Raw genomic sequence first — 22,971 nt, 5'->3', positions numbered from 1 at the left:
GCGCGATTTTTTAACCGTTCGCTTGCCTGAAATACTACTCATACGCGTTGTTTGGTTGCCAAGCAGCCTGCATGATTAGTGTTTTAGCAGCGAACATTTTGTAAGCAAACACAGAAGGGCAAACTATGTTCAATAAACACATTAAATCATTCCAATATGGCGACCAAACGGTTACTTTGGAAACGGGCGAAATCGCGCGCCAAGCCGCTGCTGCGGTTAAAGTTTCTATGGGCGACACAGTGGTTTTGGTTGCCGTGACCACCAACAAAGACATCAAAGAAGGTCAAGACTTTTTCCCATTGACGGTAGATTATTTTGAGCGCACTTATGCCGCTGGCAAAATCCCTGGTGGTTTCTTCAAACGCGAAGGCAAACAAAGCGAAAAAGAAATTTTGACCAGCCGTTTGATTGACCGTCCAATCCGTCCATTGTTCCCAGAAGGTTTTTATCACGACATTCAAATCGTGGCGATGGTGATTTCGTGCGACCCTGAAATTGACAGCGACATTCCTGCGATGATTGGCGCGTCTGCGGCCTTGGTGTTGAGCGGTGTGCCATTTGCCGGCCCAATCGGTGCGGCGCGTGTGGGTTATGTAAACAATGCCTACGTTTTGAATCCAACCAAACAGCAATTAAGCCGTTCACAACTGGACTTGGTAGTGGCAGGCACAGAACAAGCGGTGTTGATGGTGGAATCAGAAGCCGACATTTTGCCAGAAGACGTGATGTTGGGCGCGGTGGTATTCGGTCACGAGCAAATGCAAACCGTGATTACCGCAATCAACGAATTGGCTCAAGAAGTGAATCCAGAAGTGTGGGATTGGAAAGCACCCGAAGCCAACACCGATTTAATCGCCAAAGTGAAAGAAATTTCGGGCGATTTGATTGCCGAAGCGTTCAAAATCCGCCAAAAACAAGCGCGTTCTGCAAAATTGGACGAAGCGTGGGCAGCCGTTGAAGCCGTGTTAATTACCGAAGAAACCGACACATTGGCAAAAAATGAAATCAAAGGCATTTTCAAGAATTTGGAAGCAGCGGTGGTTCGCGGTCAAATCTTGGCAGGTCAGCCACGCATTGACGGTCGCGACACACGCACCGTTCGCCCATTGAATATTCAAACCAATGTATTGCCACGCACACACGGCTCGGCATTGTTCACTCGCGGCGAAACACAAGCGTTGGCAGTGGCGACTTTGGGTACTTCGCGCGATGAACAAATTATTGACGCATTGAGCGGCGAATACACCGACCGCTTTATGTTGCACTACAACTTCCCACCGTACTCAACTGGCGAAGTAGGTCGCGTGGGCGCACCAAAACGCCGCGAAATCGGTCATGGTCGCTTGGCGAAACGCGCTTTGGTTGCCGTGTTGCCTAAACCAGAAGATTTTAGCTACACTATGCGCGTGGTATCAGAAATTACCGAATCCAACGGTTCGTCTTCAATGGCGTCTGTTTGCGGTGGCTGTTTGAGCTTGTTGTCGGCTGGTGTACCATTGAAAGCGCACGTTGCGGGTATCGCCATGGGCTTGATTTTAGAAGACAACAAATTTGCCGTTTTGACCGATATTTTAGGCGATGAAGACCACTTGGGCGACATGGACTTTAAAGTAGCAGGTACAACCGAAGGCGTTACCGCGCTGCAAATGGATATTAAAATTCAAGGTATTACCAAAGAAATCATGCAAATTGCGTTGGCGCAAGCAAAAGAAGCGCGTTTGCACATTTTGGCGCAAATGCAAACTGCAGTTGCTGGCCCACAAGAATTGTCGCAACACGCACCACGCTTGTACACGATGAAAATCAATCCAGACAAAATCCGCGAAGTGATTGGCAAAGGCGGCGAGACGATTCGCTCGATTACTGCCGAAACAGGCACGGAAATCAATATTGCCGATGATGGCGTGGTAACGATTGCAGCGACAACAGCCGAAGCAGGCGAAGCGGCAAAAGCGCGTATCGAAATGATTACCGCAGAAGTGGAAGTGGGCAAAGTGTACGAAGGTCAAGTGGTTAAATTGTTAGACAACAATGTTGGCGCGATTGTAACCATTATGCCTGGCAAAGACGGCTTGGTGCATATCAGCCAAATCACACACGAGCGTGTGAAAAACGTGAGCGATTATTTGCAAGTGGGTCAAACTGTGAGCGTGAAAGCGTTGGAAGTAGATGACCGCGGTCGTGTGCGTTTGTCTATGAAAGCGTTGTTGCCACAACCTGAACAGCAACAAGCTGCACCGTCTGATGAATAATCGGTAAACACTGCTGCCTACGGCATACCCTTTTATACCCAAATCAAAGATTTGGACAAAAGGGCAAAGCGGCCTGCACTTTATGTAAGCAAAAACAAAAGTGCAGGCTGAAACCTTATATATTGCCCGAAGTTCAAAGGGCAGAGAGCGAATCCAAGCGTGGGTATGGCGGCGAAACGCCATGCACGTACCCCATTCGTAGAAATACAAATCAATTTGTAATTAAAGCCCTTTGAATTGTATGGTGAATTAAATTTAGATTAGTACAGCGTTGCCAACTCCCTTATGTACTAGGTGTACACGGTGGTCGTTGTCGCCTTATCCTAATCTAAATTTAATCCACTATAAAAAATGGCTCGATTATAACATTGCAGGCTGCTTGAAAAATAAAAAGCTGTTACAATACACGCCTTTTATTATTTAAATATTTGATAAATAAGGAATTTTATGATTTATGCGATTTTAGCCGTCATTATCGGCTTGGTGGTGCTGGTGTGGAGTGCTGACCGTTTTATTGACGGCGCGGCTGCCACAGCCAAACATTTTGGTATGTCGCCACTCTTAATTGGCATGGTAATTGTGGGATTTGGCACGAGTGCGCCTGAAATGGTGGTGTCGGTGTTGTCGGCAATGGGCGGCAACCCTGGGATTGCGTTGGGCAATGCGTATGGTTCAAACATTACCAACATTGCGTTGATTTTGGGCGTTACCGCGTTGATTAGCCCGATTGCGGTGCAACGCGAAATCGTCAAAACCGAAATGCCGATTTTATTGGCAATTACCGCGTTGGCGGCGTGGCAATTGTGGGACGGCAAATTAACGCTGTTAGACGGCGTAATTTTACTGGGTATTTTGATTGCATACATGACTTGGACGGTACGCAAAAATTTAAAAGGCGCGGACAATATTATTGAAGATATTGCCGATGAAATTGACCACACCCCTGCGATGACGCTCAAAAAAGGTTTGTTTTGGTTGGTGTTTGGCTTGATTGTGTTGGTATTGAGTTCACGCTTGCTGGTGTGGGGCGCGGTAACGATTGCACAAAGTATGGGTGTGAGCGATTTAATTATTGGTTTGACGGTTGTGGCGGTGGGTACTTCGCTGCCTGAATTGGCTTCATCAATCGCGGCCGCGCGTAAAGGCGAACACGATATTGCGTTGGGGAATATTGTCGGTTCAAATTTGTTTAATACGTTGGCGGTTGTGGGTTTGGCGACTGTGATTCACCCAATGGACGTAGCGGCGGAAATTTTGAACCGTGATGTGTTGATTATGGCTATTTTAACCGTTGTTTTGCTGGTGTTTTGTTTGGGTAAACAAGCGAAAATTGGGCGAGGCAAAGGCGGTTTGTTTTTGGCAACGTATGTGGCTTATACGGTTTATTTGATTGGTACTGCGTTTTAAGAACCTGTATTCACAAACAACTATTTGATAAATTTTAATATTTGTGAAATATACCCTAGTTTAACAAAATTTTCAGCAGATAAATTCGTCTGCTCAAAATCTTTTGCTAAACGTCGAGACCAACCTAACCATGCAAACGTTCGTTCTACAATCCAACGTTTGGGCAGAATACGCCAAGAAATATCTTGAATTCTCTTTGAAATCTGAACAGTTAAACCCAATTGCTCTGATACTTCACGCTCAAATGTATTCCGATAACCTGCGTCTGCACAGAAACCTTTTAAACTCGGATAGGTCTCAAACGCTTTTTTTGCTACAAAAATACCTGCTTTTGTGTCATGAATATTGGCTGCATGAACCACAACAGACAATAGATTACCCAACGTATCAACAGCTATATGTCGCTTACGACCTTTGATTTTTTTACCTCCATCAAAACCTTTATCATGTGCGCTAGAAGCTGTTTTGACGCTTTGTGAATCAATAATGGCATAAGTTGGCATTGCTTGTTTTTGATGGATTAAACGTTTTTTTGAACCAATGCCAAAAGAATTCTATCCCATAAGCCTGATTGATTGGCTCTGCGATAGAAACTCCATACGGTTGAATAAGGTGGAAAATCATTGGGCAGCATACGCCACTGGCAACCTGTTTTGGTCATGTACAAAACGGCATTCACTAATTGACGTTTATCCCATTTGTAGTGGCGTAGCTGGTTAAAATGTGGCTCAATCGCTTGCCATTGGGCATCTGTTAAGTCTGTTGGGTAGGATTTTCTAGTCATAAAGATATTTTATCATTTTTGTGAATGCAGGTTCTAACTGTTGAGATTTCAAAGAAAATTCAAGATATTTCTTGGCATATTCTGCCCAAACGTTGGATTGTAGAACGAACGTTTGCATGGTTAGGTTGGTCTGGACGTTTAGCAAAAGATTTTGAGCAGACGAATTTATCTGCTGAAAATTTTGTTAAACTAGGGGCTATTGACAATTCAAAAAAAGAGGCAAAGGATTTAAGATATTGTTTCCACACAACCATCCTAAACCTTTGCCATGTCCCGAAACACGCTTACAAATGAAACATGGTCAAGACTGTTACCTATTTTGAAACAGCTTGGCATTTATCGCAAGAAAAATTTACGCAAAACAGTAGAAGGTATCCTGTTTCGCTTACGTACAGGCTGCCAATGGGCTGATATACCTAGTTATTTTGGTAAAGCAAACAGCCTTTACCAAAGTTTCAATCACTGGTCTAAACGCGGTATTTTTACCAAATTATTTAAACATTTGGCAGATACACCCGATATAGAATGGGTCTTTATGGACGGTAGCCATATCCGTGTTCATCAACACGGCATGGGTAAAAAATCCATTGTGCATCAAGCTGTCGGTAAGAGTATCGGAGGTCATACGTCTAAAATTCATTTAGCGGTTGATGCTTGTGGTAATCCAATTGAATTTATGATTACAGCTGGTAATGTAAATGAGATTGTTGTTGCGCCTGATTTATTGGCACAATTGGACTTAAGTGATAATGAAACCGTGTGTGCTGATAGAGGTTTTGACAGTGATACTTTTCGTCGGTTAATTCATTCTAAACAAAGTAAAGCCAATATTCCATATAAGAAAAATAGAGAACATCTTAATGTGGACACAGATTGGTATTTATATAAAATCAGGCACTTGGTAGAAAATGCTTTTGCACGATTAAAGCATTTTCGTGCGCTGGCAACACGGTACGATAAATTAAAACGTAATTATGAAAGTACCGTGTCATTAGCTTGTGCTTTGATTTGGTTGAAATTATAGCTAAAATGTCATTAGCCCCCAGAAAACTATGTGCAGGCTGCTTTCTATGGTTATCGCCGTTTATTGAATTGGGTGGATTTAGCTTGTTGTTCGTTCAACCATTGCAAGGCTTGTTTGGCGCATTCTTGCTCGGCAGCGCGGCGACTGCTGCCCGATGCGTAAGTGATGTGTCCCAGCTCGCCCAAATCGCACGACACATCAAAATGCGAATCACTGCCTTCGCCTGTTTGGCGTTCAATGCGGTATTTGGGCGTGGGTAATCTGTGCGCTTGCAGGGCTTCTTGCAGACGGGTTTTGTGGTCTTTGTCGGGTTGCTGCACCTGAATTTGCTGCACTCGCTCGGCAAATAATTGGCGGATAACGCGCTCGGCAGTCGGCAAATCGGCATCAAAACGAATCGCGGCAAAAATCGCTTCCAGCGCGTCCGCCAAAATAGACGCACGGTCGTATCCGCCGCTTTTAAGTTCGCCCACGCCCAAAATCAAGGCTTTGCCCAAGCCTAATTCTCGCGCCACTTCTGCCAAAGTCGCTTCTTTGACCAAATGTGTCCGCAACACCGACAGCCGCCCTTCGGGCAAATTGGGAAAGGCTTCAAACAGCATTAACGTAATCACATAATCCAAAATCGCGTCGCCCACAAATTCCAAGCGTTCGTAGTTTTGACTGTGTGCGCTGCGGTGCGTTAAAGCCTGTTGCAACCATGTAGGCTGCTTGAATATGTAGCCCAATTTGGTTTGCAGGCTGCTTTTAAATTGTTGATTGACTTTCTGATTCATGGCTTAATCTTTCACATAAACCACTTGCACATCGTAGTCGTCTTCATTCCAATCATCATCGTCATCAAATGTATTGCTCCATTCGGTTTCTTTGGATAGGGACGAATGCAAGCCACTTTCCAAACGCAACACCGACAACAAGTGGTACATATCATCAGGCATAGGGGCTTCAAACGACACCAATTCGCCCGATTTTGGGTGAACAAAACTCAAATGATACGCATGAAGTGCTTGTCGTGCCAAACTTTTTACGACATCTTTCACAGGTTGCGAACACACATGGCGCGGATTGCCGTAAACAGGGTCGCCTGCCAAAGGATGTCGCGCTTCTTTCATGTGAACACGGATTTGATGCGTGCGCCCTGTTTCCAGCGAACACTCAATATAAGAATGTGCGTGATAGCGTTCCAATACTTTGACGTGCGTAACTGCTTCTTTGCCACCAAATTTTACTACCGCCATTTTCAAGCGATTGTGTGGGTCGCGTCCAATTAGTGTTTCAATTTTGCCATCAAACGGCACAATGCCATCGGCAACGGCACGATAAATGCGTTTAACCGTGCGATTTTGTAATTGTTGTACCAACGAATTTTGTGCAGGCAGTGTTTTGGCGACTACCATTAAACCGCTCGTATCCTTGTCCAAACGATGCACAATCCCTGCGCGTGGCACTTGCGACAATTCAGGGCAATGCGCCAATAAGCCATTCAACAATGTGCCTGTCCAATTTCCTGCCGCAGGGTGTACCACCAACCCAGCAGGTTTATTCAATACAATCACGGTATCGTCTTCAAACACAATATTTAAATCCATGTGTTCGGGTTCATAGGCTTGATTTTCATCGCTTTGTTGAATTTGAACGCTCAATTCTTCGCCACCAATCAATTTTTCTTTGGGCGATGCCGTTTTGCCATTGCATTGTACAAAGCCGTCTTTAATCCAAGTCGTGATGCGGCTACGCGAATAATCGGGCAATAATTTTGCCAACGCTGCGTCCAGTCGCATACCTGCCAAATCGTTGGGTACGATTAAATTTATCGCGCTTTGTGCATTTTGGTCTGCCACAAAGTCCAAATCATCGTTATAATCGCCACCATTCTCAAAAGGGATATTATCCATATGAAAAAATTTCTTCTTGTTATTTCGGTTGCGGCGGCTCTTTCGGCTTGTGCCAGCAACGCTTCTACGGTTAGTAAAGACGCGCAATTAACGCAAAATTGGTCAAACGACCAGCTATACAGCGAAGCGCGTCAGGAATTAAATGACGGTAATTATACACGCGCAACGGCGTTATATGAATTGCTACGCGCACGCCAAGCCGATGGTCGCTATACCGAGCAATCTTTGATTGAATCTGCCTATGCCCATTTTAAAAACGAAGAACCTGCCAAAGCCTTGCAAAATTTAGCACGCTTTGAGCAAAACTACCCTGCCAGCGTGGATATGGATTACGCGCTATATTTGAAAGGTTTGGTGTTGTTTGCCGAAGACCAATCGTTCCTACGCCGTTTGGCATCACAAGACTGGTCAGACCGCGACCCAGAAGCCAACCGCCGCGCATTCCGCGTATTTGAACAGCTGGTTAATCGCTATCCAAACAGCAAATATGCCGAAGATGCGCGTAAACGTATGGCGCAGTTGGTTGATGCTTTGGGCGGGCACGAAATCGCGATTGCGCGTTACTATGCCAAACGCACGGCATATTTAGCCGCCAACAATCGCGCTCAACGCATTTTGGAGCAATTCCAAAACACGCGCTATGTGGAAGAAGCGTTGGCGATTATGGTTTATACCTACGAGCAAATGGGTAACGCTGATATGGCAGAAGCCACACGCCGCGTGTTGGCGCAAAACTTGCCCAACAGCCCATATTTGCAGCAGGCGTGGAAACCCGATGAGATGCCTTGGTGGCGTTGGTGGAAATGATTTAAATCACGCATAAACAAAAATAAAAGCAGCCTGCACTTGCATCAAACCATGTGCAGGCTGCTTTTGTAATCATTTGAGCAACAGGAAATCACACAAATGAATAAAATTTGGCAAACCACTCGTTTTACGCTGGATTTGCAGCAACCCAAAATCATGGGAATTGTCAATTTAACGCCCGATTCGTTTTCCGATGGCGGAACATATAGCCAAACGGTCAAAGCAGCCTGCAATCATGCTGAACAGCTTTTGCGCGATGGCGCGGACATTTTGGACATTGGCGGCGAATCCACACGCCCCAACGCCAGCGTGGTTACGCCACAAGAAGAATGGCAACGTGTGCGCGATGTGTTGGCAGAAGTGTCGCGCTGGAATGTGCCGATTAGCTTGGACACGCGCCGAACCGGCGTCATGCAGCAGGCGTTGGAACATGATTTTGTCGACATTATCAACGATGTGCAAGCATTGGAAGACGCAGGCGCGGTGGAATTATTGGCGCAACAGCCGCAAACAGGCATTTGCCTAATGCACATGAAAGGCACGCCCAGCACCATGCAATCGCAGGCTGCTTATCAAAACGTGGTGCAAGAAGTGTACGATTATCTGCAACAACGCCAAGCAGCCTGCACTTTGGCTGGCATTGCGCCCGAGCGCATTGTGTGGGACATGGGTTTTGGCTTTGCAAAAAACTTACAGCATAATCAAGCCATAATGCAAAACTTGCGCCAATTTGACCAACGACCCGTGTTGGTGGGCGTGTCGCGTAAACGCATGATTGGCGAAATCACAGAGCGCGAACAAGCCAGAGAGCGCGTGTCGGGCAGCGTGGTAGCCGCTTTATTTGCCTACACGCAAGGCGCAGCAATTTTGCGCGTTCACGATGTACGCGAAACGGTTGATGCGCTCAAAGTTTGGCGATTTTTGCAATCGGGGCTATAATGCGTCCGATTTTATGCAAAAAACAGGCAAGCAGCCTGCACTTTGCGTAGTCCTAATTTTTTTTGCGATAGAAAGGCTAATCATGAGCTTGGTAGAATTAAAAGTCCCCGATATTGGCGGACACGAAAATGTAGATATTATTGCCGTAGAAATTAAAGTGGGCGATACCGTAGCGTTGGAAGATACGCTGATTACGTTGGAAACCGACAAAGCCACAATGGACGTTCCTGCGGACGCAGCTGGTGTGGTAAAAGAATTGTGCGTCAAAGTAGGCGACAAAATTTCTGAAGGCGGCGTGATTGCTGTGATTGAAGCAGCTGGCGCGGCTGCGGCTGCCCCAGCGCCTGCGGCTGAAGCACCAAAACCAGCAGCCGAAGCACCGAAAGCGGCTGCACCTGTACCACAAGCAGCGAATTTTTCAGGCAGCGCGGACGCTGAATATGATGTTGTAGTATTGGGCGGCGGTCCTGGTGGCTACTCTGCGGCATTTGCAGCAGCAGACGAAGGCTTGAAAGTAGCGATTATTGAACAATACAGCACGTTGGGCGGCGTTTGCTTGAACGTGGGTTGTATTCCGTCAAAAGCCTTGTTGCACAATGCGGCTGTCATTGACGAAGTGAAACATTTGGCGGCGAACGGCATTAAGTATCCTGCGCCTGAAATTGATATTGATATGTTGCGCGGTTACAAAGAAAAAGTCATCGGCAAATTAACAGGCGGTTTGGCTGGCATGGCAAAAGCGCGTAAAGTAGATTTGATTAAAGGCTTTGGTGAATTTGTTGGTGCGAATCACATTGAAGTGAAATTGACTGAGTCTAGCGAATACGAAAAAGCCACTCAAACTGGCGAGAAGAAAACAATTGCATTTAAAAATGCGATTATCGCTGTCGGCAGCTGTGTCGTGAACTTACCATTTATTCCGCAAGACCCACGCATTGTTGATTCAACAGGTGCGTTGGAATTGCGTCAAGTACCTGAAAAAATGTTGATTATCGGTGGTGGTATCATCGGTTTGGAAATGGGTACGGTGTACAGCACGTTGGGCGCACGTTTGGACGTGGTGGAAATGATGGACGGCTTGATGCAAGGCGCAGACCGTGATTTGGTTAAAGTATGGGAAAAAATGAATGCTCATCGCTTTGACAACATCATGATTAACACGAAAACCGTTGGCGTAGAAGCCAAAGAAGACGGCATTTACGTTACTTTTGAAGGCGCAAAAGCACCGAAAGAGCCACAACGCTATGATTTGGTATTGGTGGCAGCAGGTCGCGCACCAAACGGCAAATTGTGTGGCGCGGAAAAAGCAGGCGTTGCTGTTACCGAGCGCGGCTTTATTGAAGTGGACAAACAACAACGCACCAATGTGTCACACATTTATGCGATTGGCGACGTAGTGGGTCAGCCGATGCTGGCGCACAAAGCGGTTCACGAAGGACACGTTGCGGCAGAAAACTGCGCGGGACACAAAGCGTTCTTTGATGCGCGTGTGATTCCAGGCGTTGCTTATACTGACCCTGAAGTGGCTTGGGTAGGCGTTACCGAAGAAATCGCCAAACGCGATGGCATTAAAATCACGAAATCTGTATTCCCATGGGCAGCAAGCGGTCGCGCGATTGCCAATGGTCGCGATGAAGGTTTCACGAAATTGATTTTTGACGCGGAAACAGGTCATGTGATTGGTGGTGGTATTGTCGGCACACACGCTGGCGATATGATTGGCGAAATCTGCTTGGCGATTGAAATGGGTTGCGATGCGGAAGACATCGGCAAAACCATTCACCCACACCCAACTTTGGGCGAATCAATTGGTATGTCTGCGGAAGTGGCTTTGGGTGTTTGTACCGATTTACCACCGCAAAAGAAAAAGAAGTAATTTGATTATTTAGCCAAGCAGCCTGCACTTTGAATCAACAAAATGCAGGCTGCTTTTTAATCATACGAGAGACCAATCATGCAAACACTTCAAATTCATGGCAAAAACGTATTGGCATTTTTGCCCGAACAAAAGCAGCCTGCACTTGGCGTGTTCTACACCTTCCCCGATAGCGAAGCCGAAGCCGAACAACTAGCGCAATCGCTGCCAGCAAACTGCGCTTTAATCGCCATTTTTGAACCCGACTGGGAACAACATTTCACGCCTTGGACTGCGCCACGCTTGTTTAAAAAAGGTACAGATTTTGGCGGCGGTGCAGCAGCGTATCACGATGCCTTAACCCAAGTTTGGATACCCGAAATCGAGCAAGTTTTGTCGTTAGATGTAGCTTGGCGCGGTATTTTAGGTTACTCGTTGGCAGGATTGTTTGCACTGTATAACGCCTATTGTGCGCCTTATTTTGATTACGTTGCCTGCGTGTCGGGCAGCTTATGGTTTGATGGCTGGCTGGATTTTGCGCAAAAAAACACGCCCGCCAAATTGCCCAAAGCGATGTATTTTTCGCTGGGCGACACGGAAGCCAATAGCAAAAATCCACGCATGGCAACGGTGCAGGCTGCTTTGGAGCAAACCGCAGCGCAATGGTAACCATACGCTTGCCCCAGTGTGCTAGAAATCAATCAAGGCGGACATTTTGATGATGTGCCACAACGATTGGCGAAAGCCGAGCAATGGTTGATGCAGGCTGCTTAAAGTATCGTCAAGCCCTACCCATAAACAGCGATTACCTTTACAATATCGTGCTTATACAAACAATTACTCTTTTTCACTTTTTATAACAAAAGGATTAATGCAATGACCACATTAAATAATGAAATCAAAGAATTGATTATTGACAGCTTGGGGCTGGAAGATTTAACCGCCGCCGATATTGACGACAACGCGCCTTTGTTTGGCGATGACGGTTTGGGTTTGGACAGTGTAGATGCGTTGGAATTGGGTTTGGCGGTGCAAAAACATTTTGGTTTTCAACTGGATAAGGAAAACCAAGAATTGCGCGATAGTTTTGCCAATGTCGCTGCTTTGGCGGCGTTTGTTGCCAAAATGAAAGGGTAACCCATGATGACTGAACAAGAAATTCGCCAAGTTTTGTTGGACGCGCTGGAAAATTTGTTTGAAGTGGACATCAGCAAGGTTTCAGGCAGCACCAATTTGTATGAAGATTTGGAAATTGACAGCATTGACGCGATTGATTTGATTGACCACATCAAACGCCAAACAGGACACAAATTGCAAGCGGAAGATTTCCGTAGCGTTCGCACAATTGATGATGTGGTGCAAGCCGTTTTGAAAAAAGCGGAAAATAATCAATAGGCTGAATAATGAAAATAGCGTTAAGCATTGTGCTAGGCGTGGCAAGCGTGGCGTATCCGTTGCTGTGGTATTTTGGGCGCGAGCAGGGCTGGTTTAACTGGCTGGCTGGCGCAATGTTGCTGCTTTGGCTGGTTCGTGCTGCCACGCAAAAAACGGCTTGGCAACGTGGCGTGGCGTGTTTGGTTGCGCTGTTTTTTGTGTGCGTGTTGATTTTCAGGCAGCCTGAAAGTATGTATTGGTATCCTGTTTGGGTAAATGTGCTGATGTTGTTGGCGTTTGGCGGCAGTTTGTTTGCCAAGCAATCGCTGGTTGAGCGTTTGGCGCGTTTACAAACGCCTGATTTGCCGCCGAGCGGTGTCGCCTACACGCGCAAGGTTACGCAAATTTGGTGCGTGTTTTTTGTGCTGAATGGCAGCACGGCGGCGGTGTTAGCGTTGCTGGGTTGGCATGATATTTGGGCGATTTACACAGGCATTGTGGCGTATGGGTTAATGGGGCTGCTGATGGGCGGTGAATTTTTGTATAGAAAATTGATTTTAAAGGTTTAACATGAAATTAGTCGCTCTAATCCCCCATTATCGCCACATTGCTACCTTGCCGACTGTGATTGCCGCATTGCGCGAATACGATTTGCCGATTATCGTGATAGACGACGGTTCAGGCGAACAATATCACGCTGATTTAGAACGAATTTGCCAAAACGTGCAATTATTCAGGCTGCCTGAAAATGGCGGCAAAGGCTATGCTATGAAACACGGTTTGCGCCAAGCCGCTGCGCAAGGCTACACTCACGCGCTACAAATTGACGCAGATGCACAACATCGTTTTGCCGACATTCCGCGCATGATTGCTGCCGCCGAGCAATCGCCCGAAGCCGTGATTTGCGGTCGCCCAATCTACGGCGAAGACGCGCCCAAAGCCCGATTGTACGGACGCAAGATTACCGATTTTTGGAACATCATTCACACATGGTCGCTGCAAATCAAAGACGGCATGTGTGGGTTTCGGATTTATCCTGTTGAATTATCTAATCAAATTATTGACAATGAAGCCATTGGCAACTGCATGGATTTTGACAATGAAATTTTGGTGCGATTGTATTGGCGTGGCGCGAAATTGATTTGGATTGACACGCCTGTACGCTACGAAAGCGGCGGCATTTCCCATTTTCGAGCATGGCAAGACAATGTTTTGATTAGCAAAATGCACACGCGCTTATTTTTTGGCATGTTGGCGAGACGATGTTTAGGCAAAGGACAATCATGAACTGCGCCGACCATTGGGCAAACCAACACGAACGCGGACACGCCCTGTTTCTCAAACTGACCGCGCTTATGGTGCGTTATTTGCCTGTGCCGATTATGCGACTGTGTACGGCTGCCGTTTGCGCGTATTTTTACGCCACGTCCGCCACGCAACGCCGCCACATTCGCGAATACCAAACACGTTTAAAACAAACATTTCCAACGTGCAGGCTGCCTGAAAAATATTCGGTTTATCAACAATTTGCCGCGTTTGGCAATGCGATTACCGACCGTTTTGCCGTGTGGCAGCACAAAATCAGCTACCCCGATTTGGTGCTAGACGACCGCGACAATGTGTACGCCGATATTCGCAACCACAACGCACGCGGACAAATTTTCATCTGCTCGCATTTGGGCAATGTGGAAATTTGTCGCGCCCTTGTTTCGCATCATATTGGCTTTAAAATGAATGTGTTGGTACACAGCCAACACGCGCAAGTATTCAATCAAGCCCTGAAAAACGCAGGCGCAAGCGACATCAATTTAATTCAAGTCAGCGAATTAGACACGGCGAAAATGTTGGAATTGGCGAACCGTTTGGACGCTGGCGAATGGCTGGCGATTGCCGCCGACCGCATTCCGATTCGTGGCGAAAAAACCGTTGCGGTGCAATTTTTGGGCGAAACGGCGCAATTACCGCAAGGCGCGTGGCTGTTGGCGCATTTGCTCAAAGCCAAAATCAACACGTTGTTTGTCTTGAAAAAACAAGGACGTTACCATTTGATTTTGCGTAAATTTTCTGATGTGCCGCAATGGAAACGCGCCAATCGTGAACAAGAAATTCGCCAATTCGCCCAACGCTATGCCGATGAATTGGCGCAACACGCGGTGGAAGTGCCGTTGCAATGGTTTAATTTTTACGATTTTTGGGCGAAATAATTTCAGGCAACATGAAAATAATTCTTATAGAAAAATCAATATCATGAAACCCTCTATTTTCTGCATCCATTCCCTAGAATTAGACGTTCCCTTTTTTGACGTGGACAGTTTATTTATCGTGTGGCATGGGCATTATGTGAAATATTTTGAAATGGCGCGATGTGCGTTTTTGGCGGAAATTCAGCATGATTACAATGTGATGCGTGAAACAGGTTTCGCCTATCCGATTGTGAAATTGGACGTGAAATACATCAAACCAGCCACATTTGGACAAAAAATCCGTGTGGAAATGGCAGTCGTGGAATTTGAAAGCTGCCTGAAAGTGAATTACACCATTACCGATGTGAAAACAGGCACAAAATTAACCAAAGCCAGCACCACGCAAGTCGCCGTCCGCATTGACAATGGCAAAATGCAATTTCAAACGCCTGATGTTTTTCAGGCAGCCATTCGCCAATTTGCAGGATTTAACGCGATTTAATTCATCAGTCAATTATAGTTGATGCAATTATTTTTTAAGACAAGGCGACAACGCCCGCCGTGTACGAATAGTACATAAGGGTGTTAGCAACGCAGTATTAAAAGATAAGTGCATTAATGCAGCGCAATTTTGCGTTCAATGGAAAGAATAATTATATGTTTTATAAAACAATTTTAACTTCTGCATTGGCAATCGCAGCCGCGCCCACTTGGGCTTTGACCGCCGCCGAATTGACCGCGCAACTGCAACAACCCAACACCGTGCAAGGGCAATTTGTGCAACAGCGTTACATGAAATTGCTGCCGAAACCCATGCAAACATCAGGGCAATTTGCGCTGAAAAAACAAGTAGGTCTGTTTTGGCAAGTGCAAAAACCGCTAGATTTGCAACTGCGCGTCCGTTCGCAAGGCATTTCGCAATGGGACAAAAACGCGAAAACGTGGCGCAACAGCAGCCAAAGCGGACAAGCAGCGCAAGTAAAATTGTTTATGGCGGTACTCGGCGGCGACACGACTGAATTGAGCAAACAATTTGATTTGCGCGTTTCAGGCAGCCTGAATAATTGGACGCTGACGCTGCAACCCAAAACCGCTATTATGAAACAAGTTTTTGAAAACATTAGCATTCAAGGCGATAAATTGGTGCGCCAAGTGGAATTGCGCGAAAAGCAGGGCGACAGAACCGTGATGAAATTTATAGATGCTAAAATCAATCAACCCTTATCCAACGAAGCAGAAAGCGCATTGAAATAATGAATTGGCCCAATTCTTTACTCCAAGATACCGCATCGGCAAAACCGCCCATTTGGCATGAATCTATCGCCACGTTGGCAGCGCAGTTCAAAGCGCAGCAAATTCAATCGGTTGCGCTGTGGTTTGAACAAGGTTCGGTGTGGGAATGGGCTTTGCTGGCGGCGTGGCAAGCTGGGGCAGATGTGCTGCTGTTACCCAATCAAAACAATGCAGCAATCGCGTGGGCAAAACAGGCTGACGTATTGCTGTCCGATGTCGTTATGCCACATCAACAAAATTGGTTGCTTGCCGATAAATTGGCGCAAAAGCAGCCTGCACCTTTGATTCAAGCTATCAAAAAGTGCAGGCTGCTTGGCCATGAAAAACTGTTCTTGCAGACTTCGGGTTCAACAGGCGAGCCAAAAATCATCGCCAAAACCGCCGCGCAAATGTGTGCCGAAGCCGATGCCATTGCCGACACGTTTCCTGCATCTTGGCGCGGTGCGCAGGTGCTGACCAGCGTATCGCCCCAACATATGTATGGCTTAACTTTTCGCGTGTTTGCGGCGTTGCGACTAAATTGGCAAGTGCAAGACGACACCTGCATCTATCCCGAAGACTTCATCGCCCAAACCAAGCAACCGTGTTTGTGGCTAACCAGCCCTGCGGTTTTGACTCATTTTCACGATAAGCGCGATTGGCAAACATGGGCGAGCCGTGTGCAAGGCATTATTAGCGCAGGCGGTTTGTTGCCCGATGCGACGATGCAACTGTTCCAACAGCAGGCGCAACTTGCCATTACCAATGTGTATGGCAGCACCGAAACAGGCGTGATTGCCCACCAAAACCACACCTCGCATCATCAACTTTTCCTCAATGTGCAAGCGCGGTTAAACAGTGAACAGCAGTTGTGCATTCAATCGCCATGGACAAACGGCGAACAAACGCTTGCCGACACCGCCACCATTTCGGGCGATACGCTGCTGCTGCACGGTCGTAGTGACCGCATCATTAAGCTGGGCGACAAACGCATCGCGCTGCACCAAATTGAACACGCTTTATTGGCACACGATGCGGTTGCCGATGTGCATTGCGCGGTGCATAAAGGGCGCGTGGCAGCGTGGATTTCACTGTCGGCACAAGGCGTGGCGTGGTTGCGCCAAAACGGACGCGCTGCGTTGCTGGATATTTGGCGGACTTTTTTAATTGGCAAAATAGAAAAAGTTGCCCTGCCTCGTTTTTGGCGATTAACCGCGCAGCCTTTGCCCCGCAATGCCCAAGCCAAAATCCGCGCTGCCGATATGCAACAAGTGTTAGACCACCCGATTGTGCGCCCAGATTGGCAACTGGTGGCACAAACCGAATCCGAATGGCAATTTGCGGGCTGCATTCCTGTGGATTTACGCTATTTTCAAGGGCATTTTGCTACTTTTCCGCTGGTGGCTGGCGTGGTGCAACTGCAATGGGCAATGGAATTGGCAAGCCAGTTTGATTGGGGACGTGCGCCCGTTATCCAAATGGAAAACATCAAATATCAACAATTTATTCGCCCGAATGATGTCGTGAACCTGACTTTGCGCTGGGATAGCGATAAACACAAAATTCATTTCGCGCTATCGGTTGAGGGTAAAACGTGCGCATCAGGTCGTGCCGTGGTGCAGGCTGCTTTGTGATGTGGGATTTTTGTTTATGATGACTTTTTTTTCGCGTGTGTATGCTGTTTGTTGCGTGTTGATGGCGATTTGGTTGGGCGTACAATTTGCGCAACACACGCCGATTCAAACCCAATTAACCGCTCTGCTGCCGCAAGAACAAGTTAGCACGATTTTTCACGCGGCAGACCAATTTCAAGAGCAGCAATTAAATCAACAAATTATTTTGCTGGTGGGTGCAAACGATAGCGAAAAAGCATTTCAAGCCGCCAACGAAGTCGCCCAAACATGGCAAAACAGTGGCTATTTCGCAGGCATAGACGGCAAAATTGAACCCGATTTAACCCAACTGCAACAATCGGTGCGGCAACTGGGTGCGGCGATTTTACCTGCACCGCAAATCCAGCAGCTTTATGACAATCCGCAACAATATTTTGCCGAACGTGCCGAAGCGGCTGCCAATCCATTTGCAGGCAGCCTGCTTTCTTTGGAGCAAGACTGGCTGGGATTTTCGCGCTTTATATTAGAAAAACAAGGCAATAGCCAGCTTCGTTGGCACAGCGAACACGCCATGCTCTATACCGAAGCAGAAGGCAAAACATGGGTGTGGCTACGCGCTCGTTTGCCGCAAACCGCGCCCAATGTGGGTTTGTTGGACTTGTGGCGCAGTAGCAAAACGCAGGCACAAGCGCAGTCTTACACGCTGTTGGCAACAGGTGGCGCATTGTTCGCTGCCGATGCCAAGCAAAACGCCGAACGCGAAAGCAGCATCATGTCGGCAATCGGGCTTACGCTGACTTTTGCCTTGCTGCTGGCGGTGTTTCGCTCGTGGCGCGTGTTGTGGTTGGCGTTGCCGTTGGGCGTGGGCGTGTTGAGTGGCTTAACCGCTTCGTTGCTGGTGTTTGGCGAAATTCACGCGCTTACGTTGGTGGTTGGCACAAGTTTGGTAGGCGTGTTGGTAGATTTTCCGTTGCATTGGCTGGCTTCGTCTTTGTTTGCCAAGCAGCCTGCACTTGCATGGCACGGTGCGCTCACAATGCGCCGTTTGCTGCCCAGTTTTTGGATTAGCTTGCTGATTACGGTATTGGGCTATTTATTACTCTGGTTCACGCCTCTGCCTGTGTTGCGCCAAACTGCGATTTTCTCTGCTGCTGCCTTGCTTGGTGCGTTTGCCGCTACGGTTTTGTTTTTGCCGATTTTATTACGCGCTTATCAAGCCAAAACCACTTTGTTTTCGCATGGCATGACCGCGTTGGCAGGGGCAATTCAGTCGCATCGTTGGCAATACATTTTGGCGGCGATTTGGCTGACGTGTGCGGCAGGCGTAACCCAAACCCAATGGCAAGACGACATTCGTCAATGGGCAAGTATGCGCCCCGATTTGCTTGCCTATGCCCAACAAATCGCCCAAATCAGCGGCATGGGCGCAGGACAAACGGTGTTGATTACCGCCACTTCGCCCGATGATTTATTGCAACAAAGTCAGCAAGTAGAACACGCATTGCAGCAAGCCCATATTGCCCAAGTGCAATCGCTTAACCAATGGATTTTGCCTGTTGCAGAACAAAAACGGCTCAAACAACGGCTCGCCGAGCTTGCCAAGCAGCCTGCACTATTTGCGCCATTGGTGGACTTGGGCATACCTGCCGAAATAGTGCAGGCTGCTTTGAATCAAGCCGCGCAAACCCCAGTTCAACCGCTTGTCAGCAGTTTAAACGCACCACAAGCCGAAGCCTTTCGTTCGCTGTATTTGGGCGAAATAGATGGCAAATGGGTGGGCTTGGCACGATTATCCAGTGTACGCGGCAATGTGCAGGCTGCTTTGCCGCCCAGTGCAACTTTGTTAGACAAACGCATTCACTTAAACGAACAATTTACCGCCACACGCAATCAAGCTGCATGGCTCAAAATTGGCTCGTTTGTGTTGGCTTGGGGCGTGTTGTGTTGGCTATTTGGCGCACGACGCGGCAGCTTGATTTTAGCTGTTCCCTTGCTTGCTGTAGCTGGAACAGTGGGCATATTGGGTTGGCTGAACATGGCGATTGGTCTATTCCCAATGTTTGGTTTATTGCTGGCTTCGGCGATTGGCGTAGATTATGCCGTGTATGTACTCAACGCGCCCGAATCGTTATCTGCCCGATTGGCAGGCATCACACTTGCCGCCTTGACCACCGAAATTTCGTTCGCGCTATTGGCATGGAGCAGCACCCCAGCCGTTGCCGCATTTGGGATAAGTGTATCGGTGGGTGTGTTGCTGAATTGGTTGGGTGGTGTATGTTTGCTGCGCGTGTATAGTGGATTCCATTCAAATTAGGACAAGGCGACAACGACCGCCGTGTGCAAGTAGCACATAAGTGCGTTGGCAACGCGGTACTAGTTTGAATGGAATTGACTATAAAACAATAAAATTCGTAGGGTTGATACACATAGACGACCGCCAGCCAAAATCGTATGATAATTTGAAATAGGCAAACCACTTGCATAAAAAGGACATCTCATGAAAACAGAACAAACCGACATCGCCATTATTGGCGCAGGCCCATCGGGCGCAGTTGCCGCCGCTTTGCTACACAAACAAGGCTTGCGTGTGCGCGTGGTAGAAAAACAGCACTTTCCACGTTTTGTGATTGGCGAAAGCCTATTGCCACATTGCATGGAATTTATTGAAGAAGCAGGATTTTTACCCGCCGTGCAAGCCGAATCATCGTTCCAATTCAAAAACGGCGCAGCATTCACATGGGGCAATCGCTACACCGAAATTGACTTCACCGACAAATTCACCGCAGGACATGGCACAACCTTCCAAGTGCGCCGTGCCGTGTTTGACCAAATCTTAATCAACGAAGCCACCAAACAAGGCGTGGACGTGCGATTTGGCGAAACCGTAACCGCATTCAATCCCGACACGTCCGAATTGACTATTGAAACCGAAAAAGGCGAAACCTATGTTTTACAAAGCCAATTTGTATTGGACGCAAGCGGCTATGGACGCGTATTGCCGCGTTTGTTGGACTTGGAAACGCCATCGCACTTACCCATGCGCGAAGCCCATTTCACCCACATTGACGACAACATTTCCGCGCCCGATTTTGACCGCAACAAAATTTTGATTTCCACTCACCCGACTCATCGCGATGTGTGGCTGTGGCTGATTCCATTTGGCGACAATCGCTGCTCCATTGGCGTAGTGGGCTTGCCAGAACGCTTTGCTGGCTTGGGCGATTCCGAGCAAATTTTGAAAACTTTTGCGCTACAAGTCCCCATGTTGGCACGCATTTTGGCAAACGCAAATTGGGACAACGAATTTCCATTCCGTCAAATCAAAGGCTATTCAGCAAACGTTAAAGTCTTGTATAGCAAGCATTTCGCGCTATTGGGCAACGCTGCCGAATTTCTTGACCCCGTGTTCTCATCGGGCGTAACCATTGCCATGCACTCGGCAAAATTAGCCGCTGATTTGTTGATTAAACAACACCAAGGACAAAGCGTAGATTGGCAAAGCGAATTTGCCGAACCGCTGATGATTGGCGTGAACGCTTTCCGCACCTATGTAAATGGCTGGTACGATTACAGCTTCCAAGACGTGATTTATGCCGACAACCGCTCACCCGACATCACACGCATGATTAGCGCGATTTTGGCTGGCTATGCTTGGGATACCAACAATCCGTATGTAGAAAAATCTGACCGCCGTTTGAATGCACTGGCACAAACCGTTGGCGCGGCGCAATATCGTTAATTGAGAATTGAGTACAAAAAGCAGCCTGCACATTCTTTGCACAAAAAGTGCAGGCTGCTTTTATTGTTTTTATGCAAAAATTCATTCTATTACGCGGACACGAAGGTTCGGGCAAATCCACGTTCGCGCAACAAAAAATCGCCGAATTTCAGCGCGATTTTCCCAATGCCCACATTGTTCACATAGACAACGATTTAGTCTTAACCGATACCAACGGACACTATCATTTTGATTTTGAACGATTTGCCCAAGCACATCGCGACAATATGGCGCGCCAACAAGCTGCTTTGGAACAAGGACAGCGCGAACCCAATCGCCCCATGTTGATTATCAACGCCAATCCCAATCAAAAAAGCAAAACGTGTCAAACGCAAATCCAAGCAGCCTGCACCGCTGGTTTTGTGGTAGAAGTTTATCGTTTGCATAATTTTTTTGATAATATTCATGGCGTTAGTCAAGATGACGTGTTGCGCGGTTATGCTCGGCTGGACAACAATCCTGTACAAGGCGAAATTCATGTGCCTGCAATCCGCCCGATGTCGCCCGAACAAGGTGCAAGATTGGCGAATTTGCGATAAAGTGCAGGCTGCTTTTTGTTGAAAGGAAAACCATGTTAGCCAAACGAATCATTCCCTGTTTAGACGTTGACAACGGTCGCGTGGTCAAAGGCGTGAACTTCTTGGGTTTGCGCGATGCAGGTAATCCTGTTGATGTCGCCAAACGCTACAACGACGAAGGCGCAGACGAAATCACGTTTTTGGACATCACCGCCAGCAGCGACAACCGCGACACGATTTTGCACGTGATTGAAGAAGTCGCCAGCCAAGTGTTTATTCCGCTCACGGTGGGCGGTGGCGTACGCAGCGTGGCGGACATTCGCCGTTTGTTGAATGCAGGCGCGGACAAAGTCAGCATCAACATCGCTGCCGTTACCAACCCTGATTTGGTCAGCGAAGCCAGCGCGTTTTTTGGTTCGCAAGCGATTGTGGTGGCGATTGATGCCAAAGCCATTAACGCCGACAACACGCTCTGGGACGTGTTCACCCACGGCGGTCGCAAAGACACAGGTTTGGACGCGGTGGCGTAGGCGCGCGAAATGCAACAACGTGGCGCAGGCGAAATTTTGCTGACCAGCATGGACAGAGACGGCACAAAAATTGGCTTTAACCTGCCTTTAACTCGGGCGATTTCCGATGCGGTGGATATTCCCGTTATCGCATCGGGTGGCGTGGGCAATGTGCAGCATTTGGTGGACGGCGTATTGCAGGGCAAAGCCGATGCGGTGCTGGCGGCGAGCATTTTCCATTTTGGCGAAGTCAGCATTCGTGAAGCGAAATTGGCGATGCAAGTGGCTGGGATTGAAGTGCGTTTGTGATATAAAAAGCAGCTCGAACTTTGAATCAACCAAAAGTGCAGGCTGCTTTTTTTTGCCTAAATCACAAAAAATGCTTGGTTAAAATCAGTAAAGATAATACAATACCCATTCCTTTTTTTATCACAAAATAACAATAATGGAGTGTTTATGACAACCGCCAAAGGACAATTATTGCAAGACCCTTTCTTGAACGCTTTACGCAAGGAACACGTCCCTGTTTCTATCTACTTGGTAAACGGCATTAAATTGCAAGGACAAGTGGAATCGTTTGACCAATACGTTGTGTTGCTGCGTAATACATCGGTAACGCAAATGGTGTACAAACACGCGATTTCTACCATTGTGCCAGCACGAGCGGTTAGCCTGCAACAAGACGGCAAACCTGTTATGACACGCACTTTGCAACAAGTGGAAACGATTGCACCAACCGAAGCGGAATAATTTCTCACAAA

Annotated in this window: 24 protein-coding genes and 1 pseudogene; 21 read left to right on the top strand and 4 right to left on the bottom strand. The window is 47.4% G+C overall.

Features of this window, described 5'->3' with window-relative positions; translation table 11 throughout:
* The first annotated feature begins 125 nt into the window (after window positions 1–125).
* Both pnp and DQN52_RS07580 read left to right on the top strand, forming a co-directional pair.
* Window positions 126–2,252: a polyribonucleotide nucleotidyltransferase gene (gene pnp / locus DQN52_RS07590; protein WP_003786928.1), complete on the top strand. Its 2,127-nt coding sequence runs from the start codon at window positions 126–128 to the stop codon at window positions 2,250–2,252.
* A 447-nt stretch (window positions 2,253–2,699) separates the two neighbouring features.
* Window positions 2,700–3,659: a calcium/sodium antiporter gene (locus DQN52_RS07580; RefSeq protein ID WP_003786931.1), complete on the top strand. Its 960-nt coding sequence runs from the start codon at window positions 2,700–2,702 to the stop codon at window positions 3,657–3,659.
* A gap of 20 nt (window positions 3,660–3,679) precedes the next feature.
* Here the strand turns inward: DQN52_RS07580 and DQN52_RS11200 are convergent, their stop codons facing one another.
* Together DQN52_RS11200 and DQN52_RS11195 are read right to left on the bottom strand one after the other, a co-directional pair.
* The gene (locus DQN52_RS11200) at window positions 3,680–4,180 is read right to left on the bottom strand and encodes an IS5 family transposase (RefSeq protein WP_268766544.1); all 501 of its coding nucleotides are present in this window, start codon (window positions 4,178–4,180) and stop codon (window positions 3,680–3,682) included.
* Entirely contained in the window at window positions 4,180–4,443 is a 264-nt protein-coding gene (locus DQN52_RS11195; RefSeq protein WP_032133164.1) for a transposase, read from the bottom strand. The genes DQN52_RS11200 and DQN52_RS11195 overlap by 1 nt, the downstream gene beginning before the upstream one ends.
* A 24-nt stretch (window positions 4,444–4,467) precedes the next feature.
* On the opposite strand from DQN52_RS11195, the gene DQN52_RS07565 reads away from it, so the two are divergent.
* Window positions 4,468–4,737, top strand: a complete 270-nt coding sequence (locus DQN52_RS07565; protein WP_071461657.1) for a transposase — start codon at window positions 4,468–4,470, stop codon at window positions 4,735–4,737.
* The gene (locus DQN52_RS07560) at window positions 4,712–5,467 is read left to right on the top strand and encodes an IS5 family transposase (RefSeq protein ID WP_111694402.1); all 756 of its coding nucleotides are present in this window, start codon (window positions 4,712–4,714) and stop codon (window positions 5,465–5,467) included. The genes DQN52_RS07565 and DQN52_RS07560 overlap by 26 nt, the downstream gene beginning before the upstream one ends.
* 50 nt (window positions 5,468–5,517) lie before the next feature.
* On the opposite strand, the gene rnc is transcribed toward DQN52_RS07560, so the two are convergent.
* Window positions 5,518–6,243 (bottom strand): ribonuclease III, encoded by a 726-nt coding sequence (gene rnc / locus DQN52_RS07555; protein ID WP_003786933.1) that lies wholly within the window; start codon window positions 6,241–6,243, stop codon window positions 5,518–5,520.
* A gap of 3 nt (window positions 6,244–6,246) precedes the next feature.
* A complete protein-coding gene (rluD, locus tag DQN52_RS07550) occupies window positions 6,247–7,362 on the bottom strand; it encodes a 23S rRNA pseudouridine(1911/1915/1917) synthase RluD (RefSeq protein ID WP_003786935.1) in 1,116 nt (371 codons plus the stop codon).
* Here rluD and DQN52_RS07545 point away from each other — a divergent pair, their 5' ends adjacent.
* The 17 genes and pseudogenes from DQN52_RS07545 to hfq all read left to right on the top strand — a co-directional run bounded on the left by DQN52_RS07545 (window position 7,363) and on the right by hfq (window position 22,960).
* On the top strand, window positions 7,363–8,169 hold the full coding sequence (locus tag DQN52_RS07545; RefSeq protein WP_003786937.1) for an outer membrane protein assembly factor BamD: 807 nt from the start codon (window positions 7,363–7,365) through the stop codon (window positions 8,167–8,169). It abuts the gene before it with no gap.
* Window positions 8,170–8,268: 99 nt separating this feature from the next.
* On the top strand, window positions 8,269–9,108 hold the full coding sequence (gene folP / locus DQN52_RS07540; protein WP_003786939.1) for a dihydropteroate synthase: 840 nt from the start codon (window positions 8,269–8,271) through the stop codon (window positions 9,106–9,108).
* Window positions 9,109–9,190: 82 nt separating this feature from the next.
* Window positions 9,191–10,984 (top strand): dihydrolipoyl dehydrogenase, encoded by a 1,794-nt coding sequence (gene lpdA, locus DQN52_RS07535; RefSeq protein WP_032827722.1) that lies wholly within the window; start codon window positions 9,191–9,193, stop codon window positions 10,982–10,984.
* A gap of 78 nt (window positions 10,985–11,062) precedes the next feature.
* Window positions 11,063–11,632: an alpha/beta hydrolase-fold protein gene (locus tag DQN52_RS07530; RefSeq protein WP_003786943.1), complete on the top strand. Its 570-nt coding sequence runs from the start codon at window positions 11,063–11,065 to the stop codon at window positions 11,630–11,632.
* 207 nt (window positions 11,633–11,839) lie between these two features.
* Window positions 11,840–12,100: a phosphopantetheine-binding protein gene (locus DQN52_RS07525; RefSeq protein ID WP_003786945.1), complete on the top strand. Its 261-nt coding sequence runs from the start codon at window positions 11,840–11,842 to the stop codon at window positions 12,098–12,100.
* Between the two features lie 6 nt (window positions 12,101–12,106).
* Window positions 12,107–12,358: an acyl carrier protein gene (locus tag DQN52_RS07520; protein ID WP_003790504.1), complete on the top strand. Its 252-nt coding sequence runs from the start codon at window positions 12,107–12,109 to the stop codon at window positions 12,356–12,358.
* 8 nt (window positions 12,359–12,366) lie between these two features.
* Complete coding sequence (locus DQN52_RS07515; protein ID WP_003786949.1) at window positions 12,367–12,906, top strand: COG4648 family protein; 540 nt, start codon at window positions 12,367–12,369, stop codon at window positions 12,904–12,906.
* A 1-nt stretch (window position 12,907) separates the two neighbouring features.
* Entirely contained in the window at window positions 12,908–13,624 is a 717-nt protein-coding gene (locus tag DQN52_RS07510; protein WP_003786951.1) for a glycosyltransferase family 2 protein, read from the top strand.
* The gene (locus DQN52_RS07505) at window positions 13,621–14,541 is read left to right on the top strand and encodes an LpxL/LpxP family acyltransferase (protein ID WP_003786953.1); all 921 of its coding nucleotides are present in this window, start codon (window positions 13,621–13,623) and stop codon (window positions 14,539–14,541) included. Before DQN52_RS07510 ends, DQN52_RS07505 begins: the two co-directional genes overlap by 4 nt.
* 43 nt (window positions 14,542–14,584) lie before the next feature.
* On the top strand, window positions 14,585–15,022 hold the full coding sequence (locus DQN52_RS07500) for an acyl-CoA thioesterase (RefSeq protein WP_003786955.1): 438 nt from the start codon (window positions 14,585–14,587) through the stop codon (window positions 15,020–15,022).
* 155 nt (window positions 15,023–15,177) lie between these two features.
* The gene (locus DQN52_RS07495) at window positions 15,178–15,774 is read left to right on the top strand and encodes a LolA family protein (RefSeq protein ID WP_032827723.1); all 597 of its coding nucleotides are present in this window, start codon (window positions 15,178–15,180) and stop codon (window positions 15,772–15,774) included.
* Window positions 15,774–17,426: an AMP-binding protein gene (locus DQN52_RS07490; RefSeq protein ID WP_003786961.1), complete on the top strand. Its 1,653-nt coding sequence runs from the start codon at window positions 15,774–15,776 to the stop codon at window positions 17,424–17,426. The genes DQN52_RS07495 and DQN52_RS07490 overlap by 1 nt, the downstream gene beginning before the upstream one ends.
* A gap of 16 nt (window positions 17,427–17,442) precedes the next feature.
* The gene (locus DQN52_RS07485) at window positions 17,443–19,719 is read left to right on the top strand and encodes an MMPL family transporter (protein WP_080561231.1); all 2,277 of its coding nucleotides are present in this window, start codon (window positions 17,443–17,445) and stop codon (window positions 19,717–19,719) included.
* Between the two features lie 183 nt (window positions 19,720–19,902).
* Window positions 19,903–21,144 carry an NAD(P)/FAD-dependent oxidoreductase gene (locus DQN52_RS07480; RefSeq protein WP_003786965.1) on the top strand — a complete coding sequence of 414 codons (1,242 nt, stop codon included), beginning with the start codon at window positions 19,903–19,905 and terminating at the stop codon, window positions 21,142–21,144.
* A gap of 71 nt (window positions 21,145–21,215) precedes the next feature.
* Window positions 21,216–21,722, top strand: a complete 507-nt coding sequence (locus tag DQN52_RS07475) for a hypothetical protein (protein WP_174259092.1) — start codon at window positions 21,216–21,218, stop codon at window positions 21,720–21,722.
* Window positions 21,723–21,754: 32 nt separating this feature from the next.
* A pseudogene (gene hisF / locus DQN52_RS07470) lies at window positions 21,755–22,519 on the top strand (imidazole glycerol phosphate synthase subunit HisF).
* 147 nt (window positions 22,520–22,666) lie between these two features.
* Window positions 22,667–22,960, top strand: a complete 294-nt coding sequence (gene hfq, locus DQN52_RS07465; RefSeq protein ID WP_003786971.1) for an RNA chaperone Hfq — start codon at window positions 22,667–22,669, stop codon at window positions 22,958–22,960.
* Window positions 22,961–22,971: the final 11 nt, after the last annotated feature.

This window comes from Kingella kingae (assembly GCF_900475905.1).
Classification (GTDB): Bacteria; Pseudomonadota; Gammaproteobacteria; order Burkholderiales; family Neisseriaceae; genus Kingella; species Kingella kingae.
Note: the sequence above shows the minus strand (reverse complement) of the source record. Positions and strands in the feature narration are given on the sequence as shown.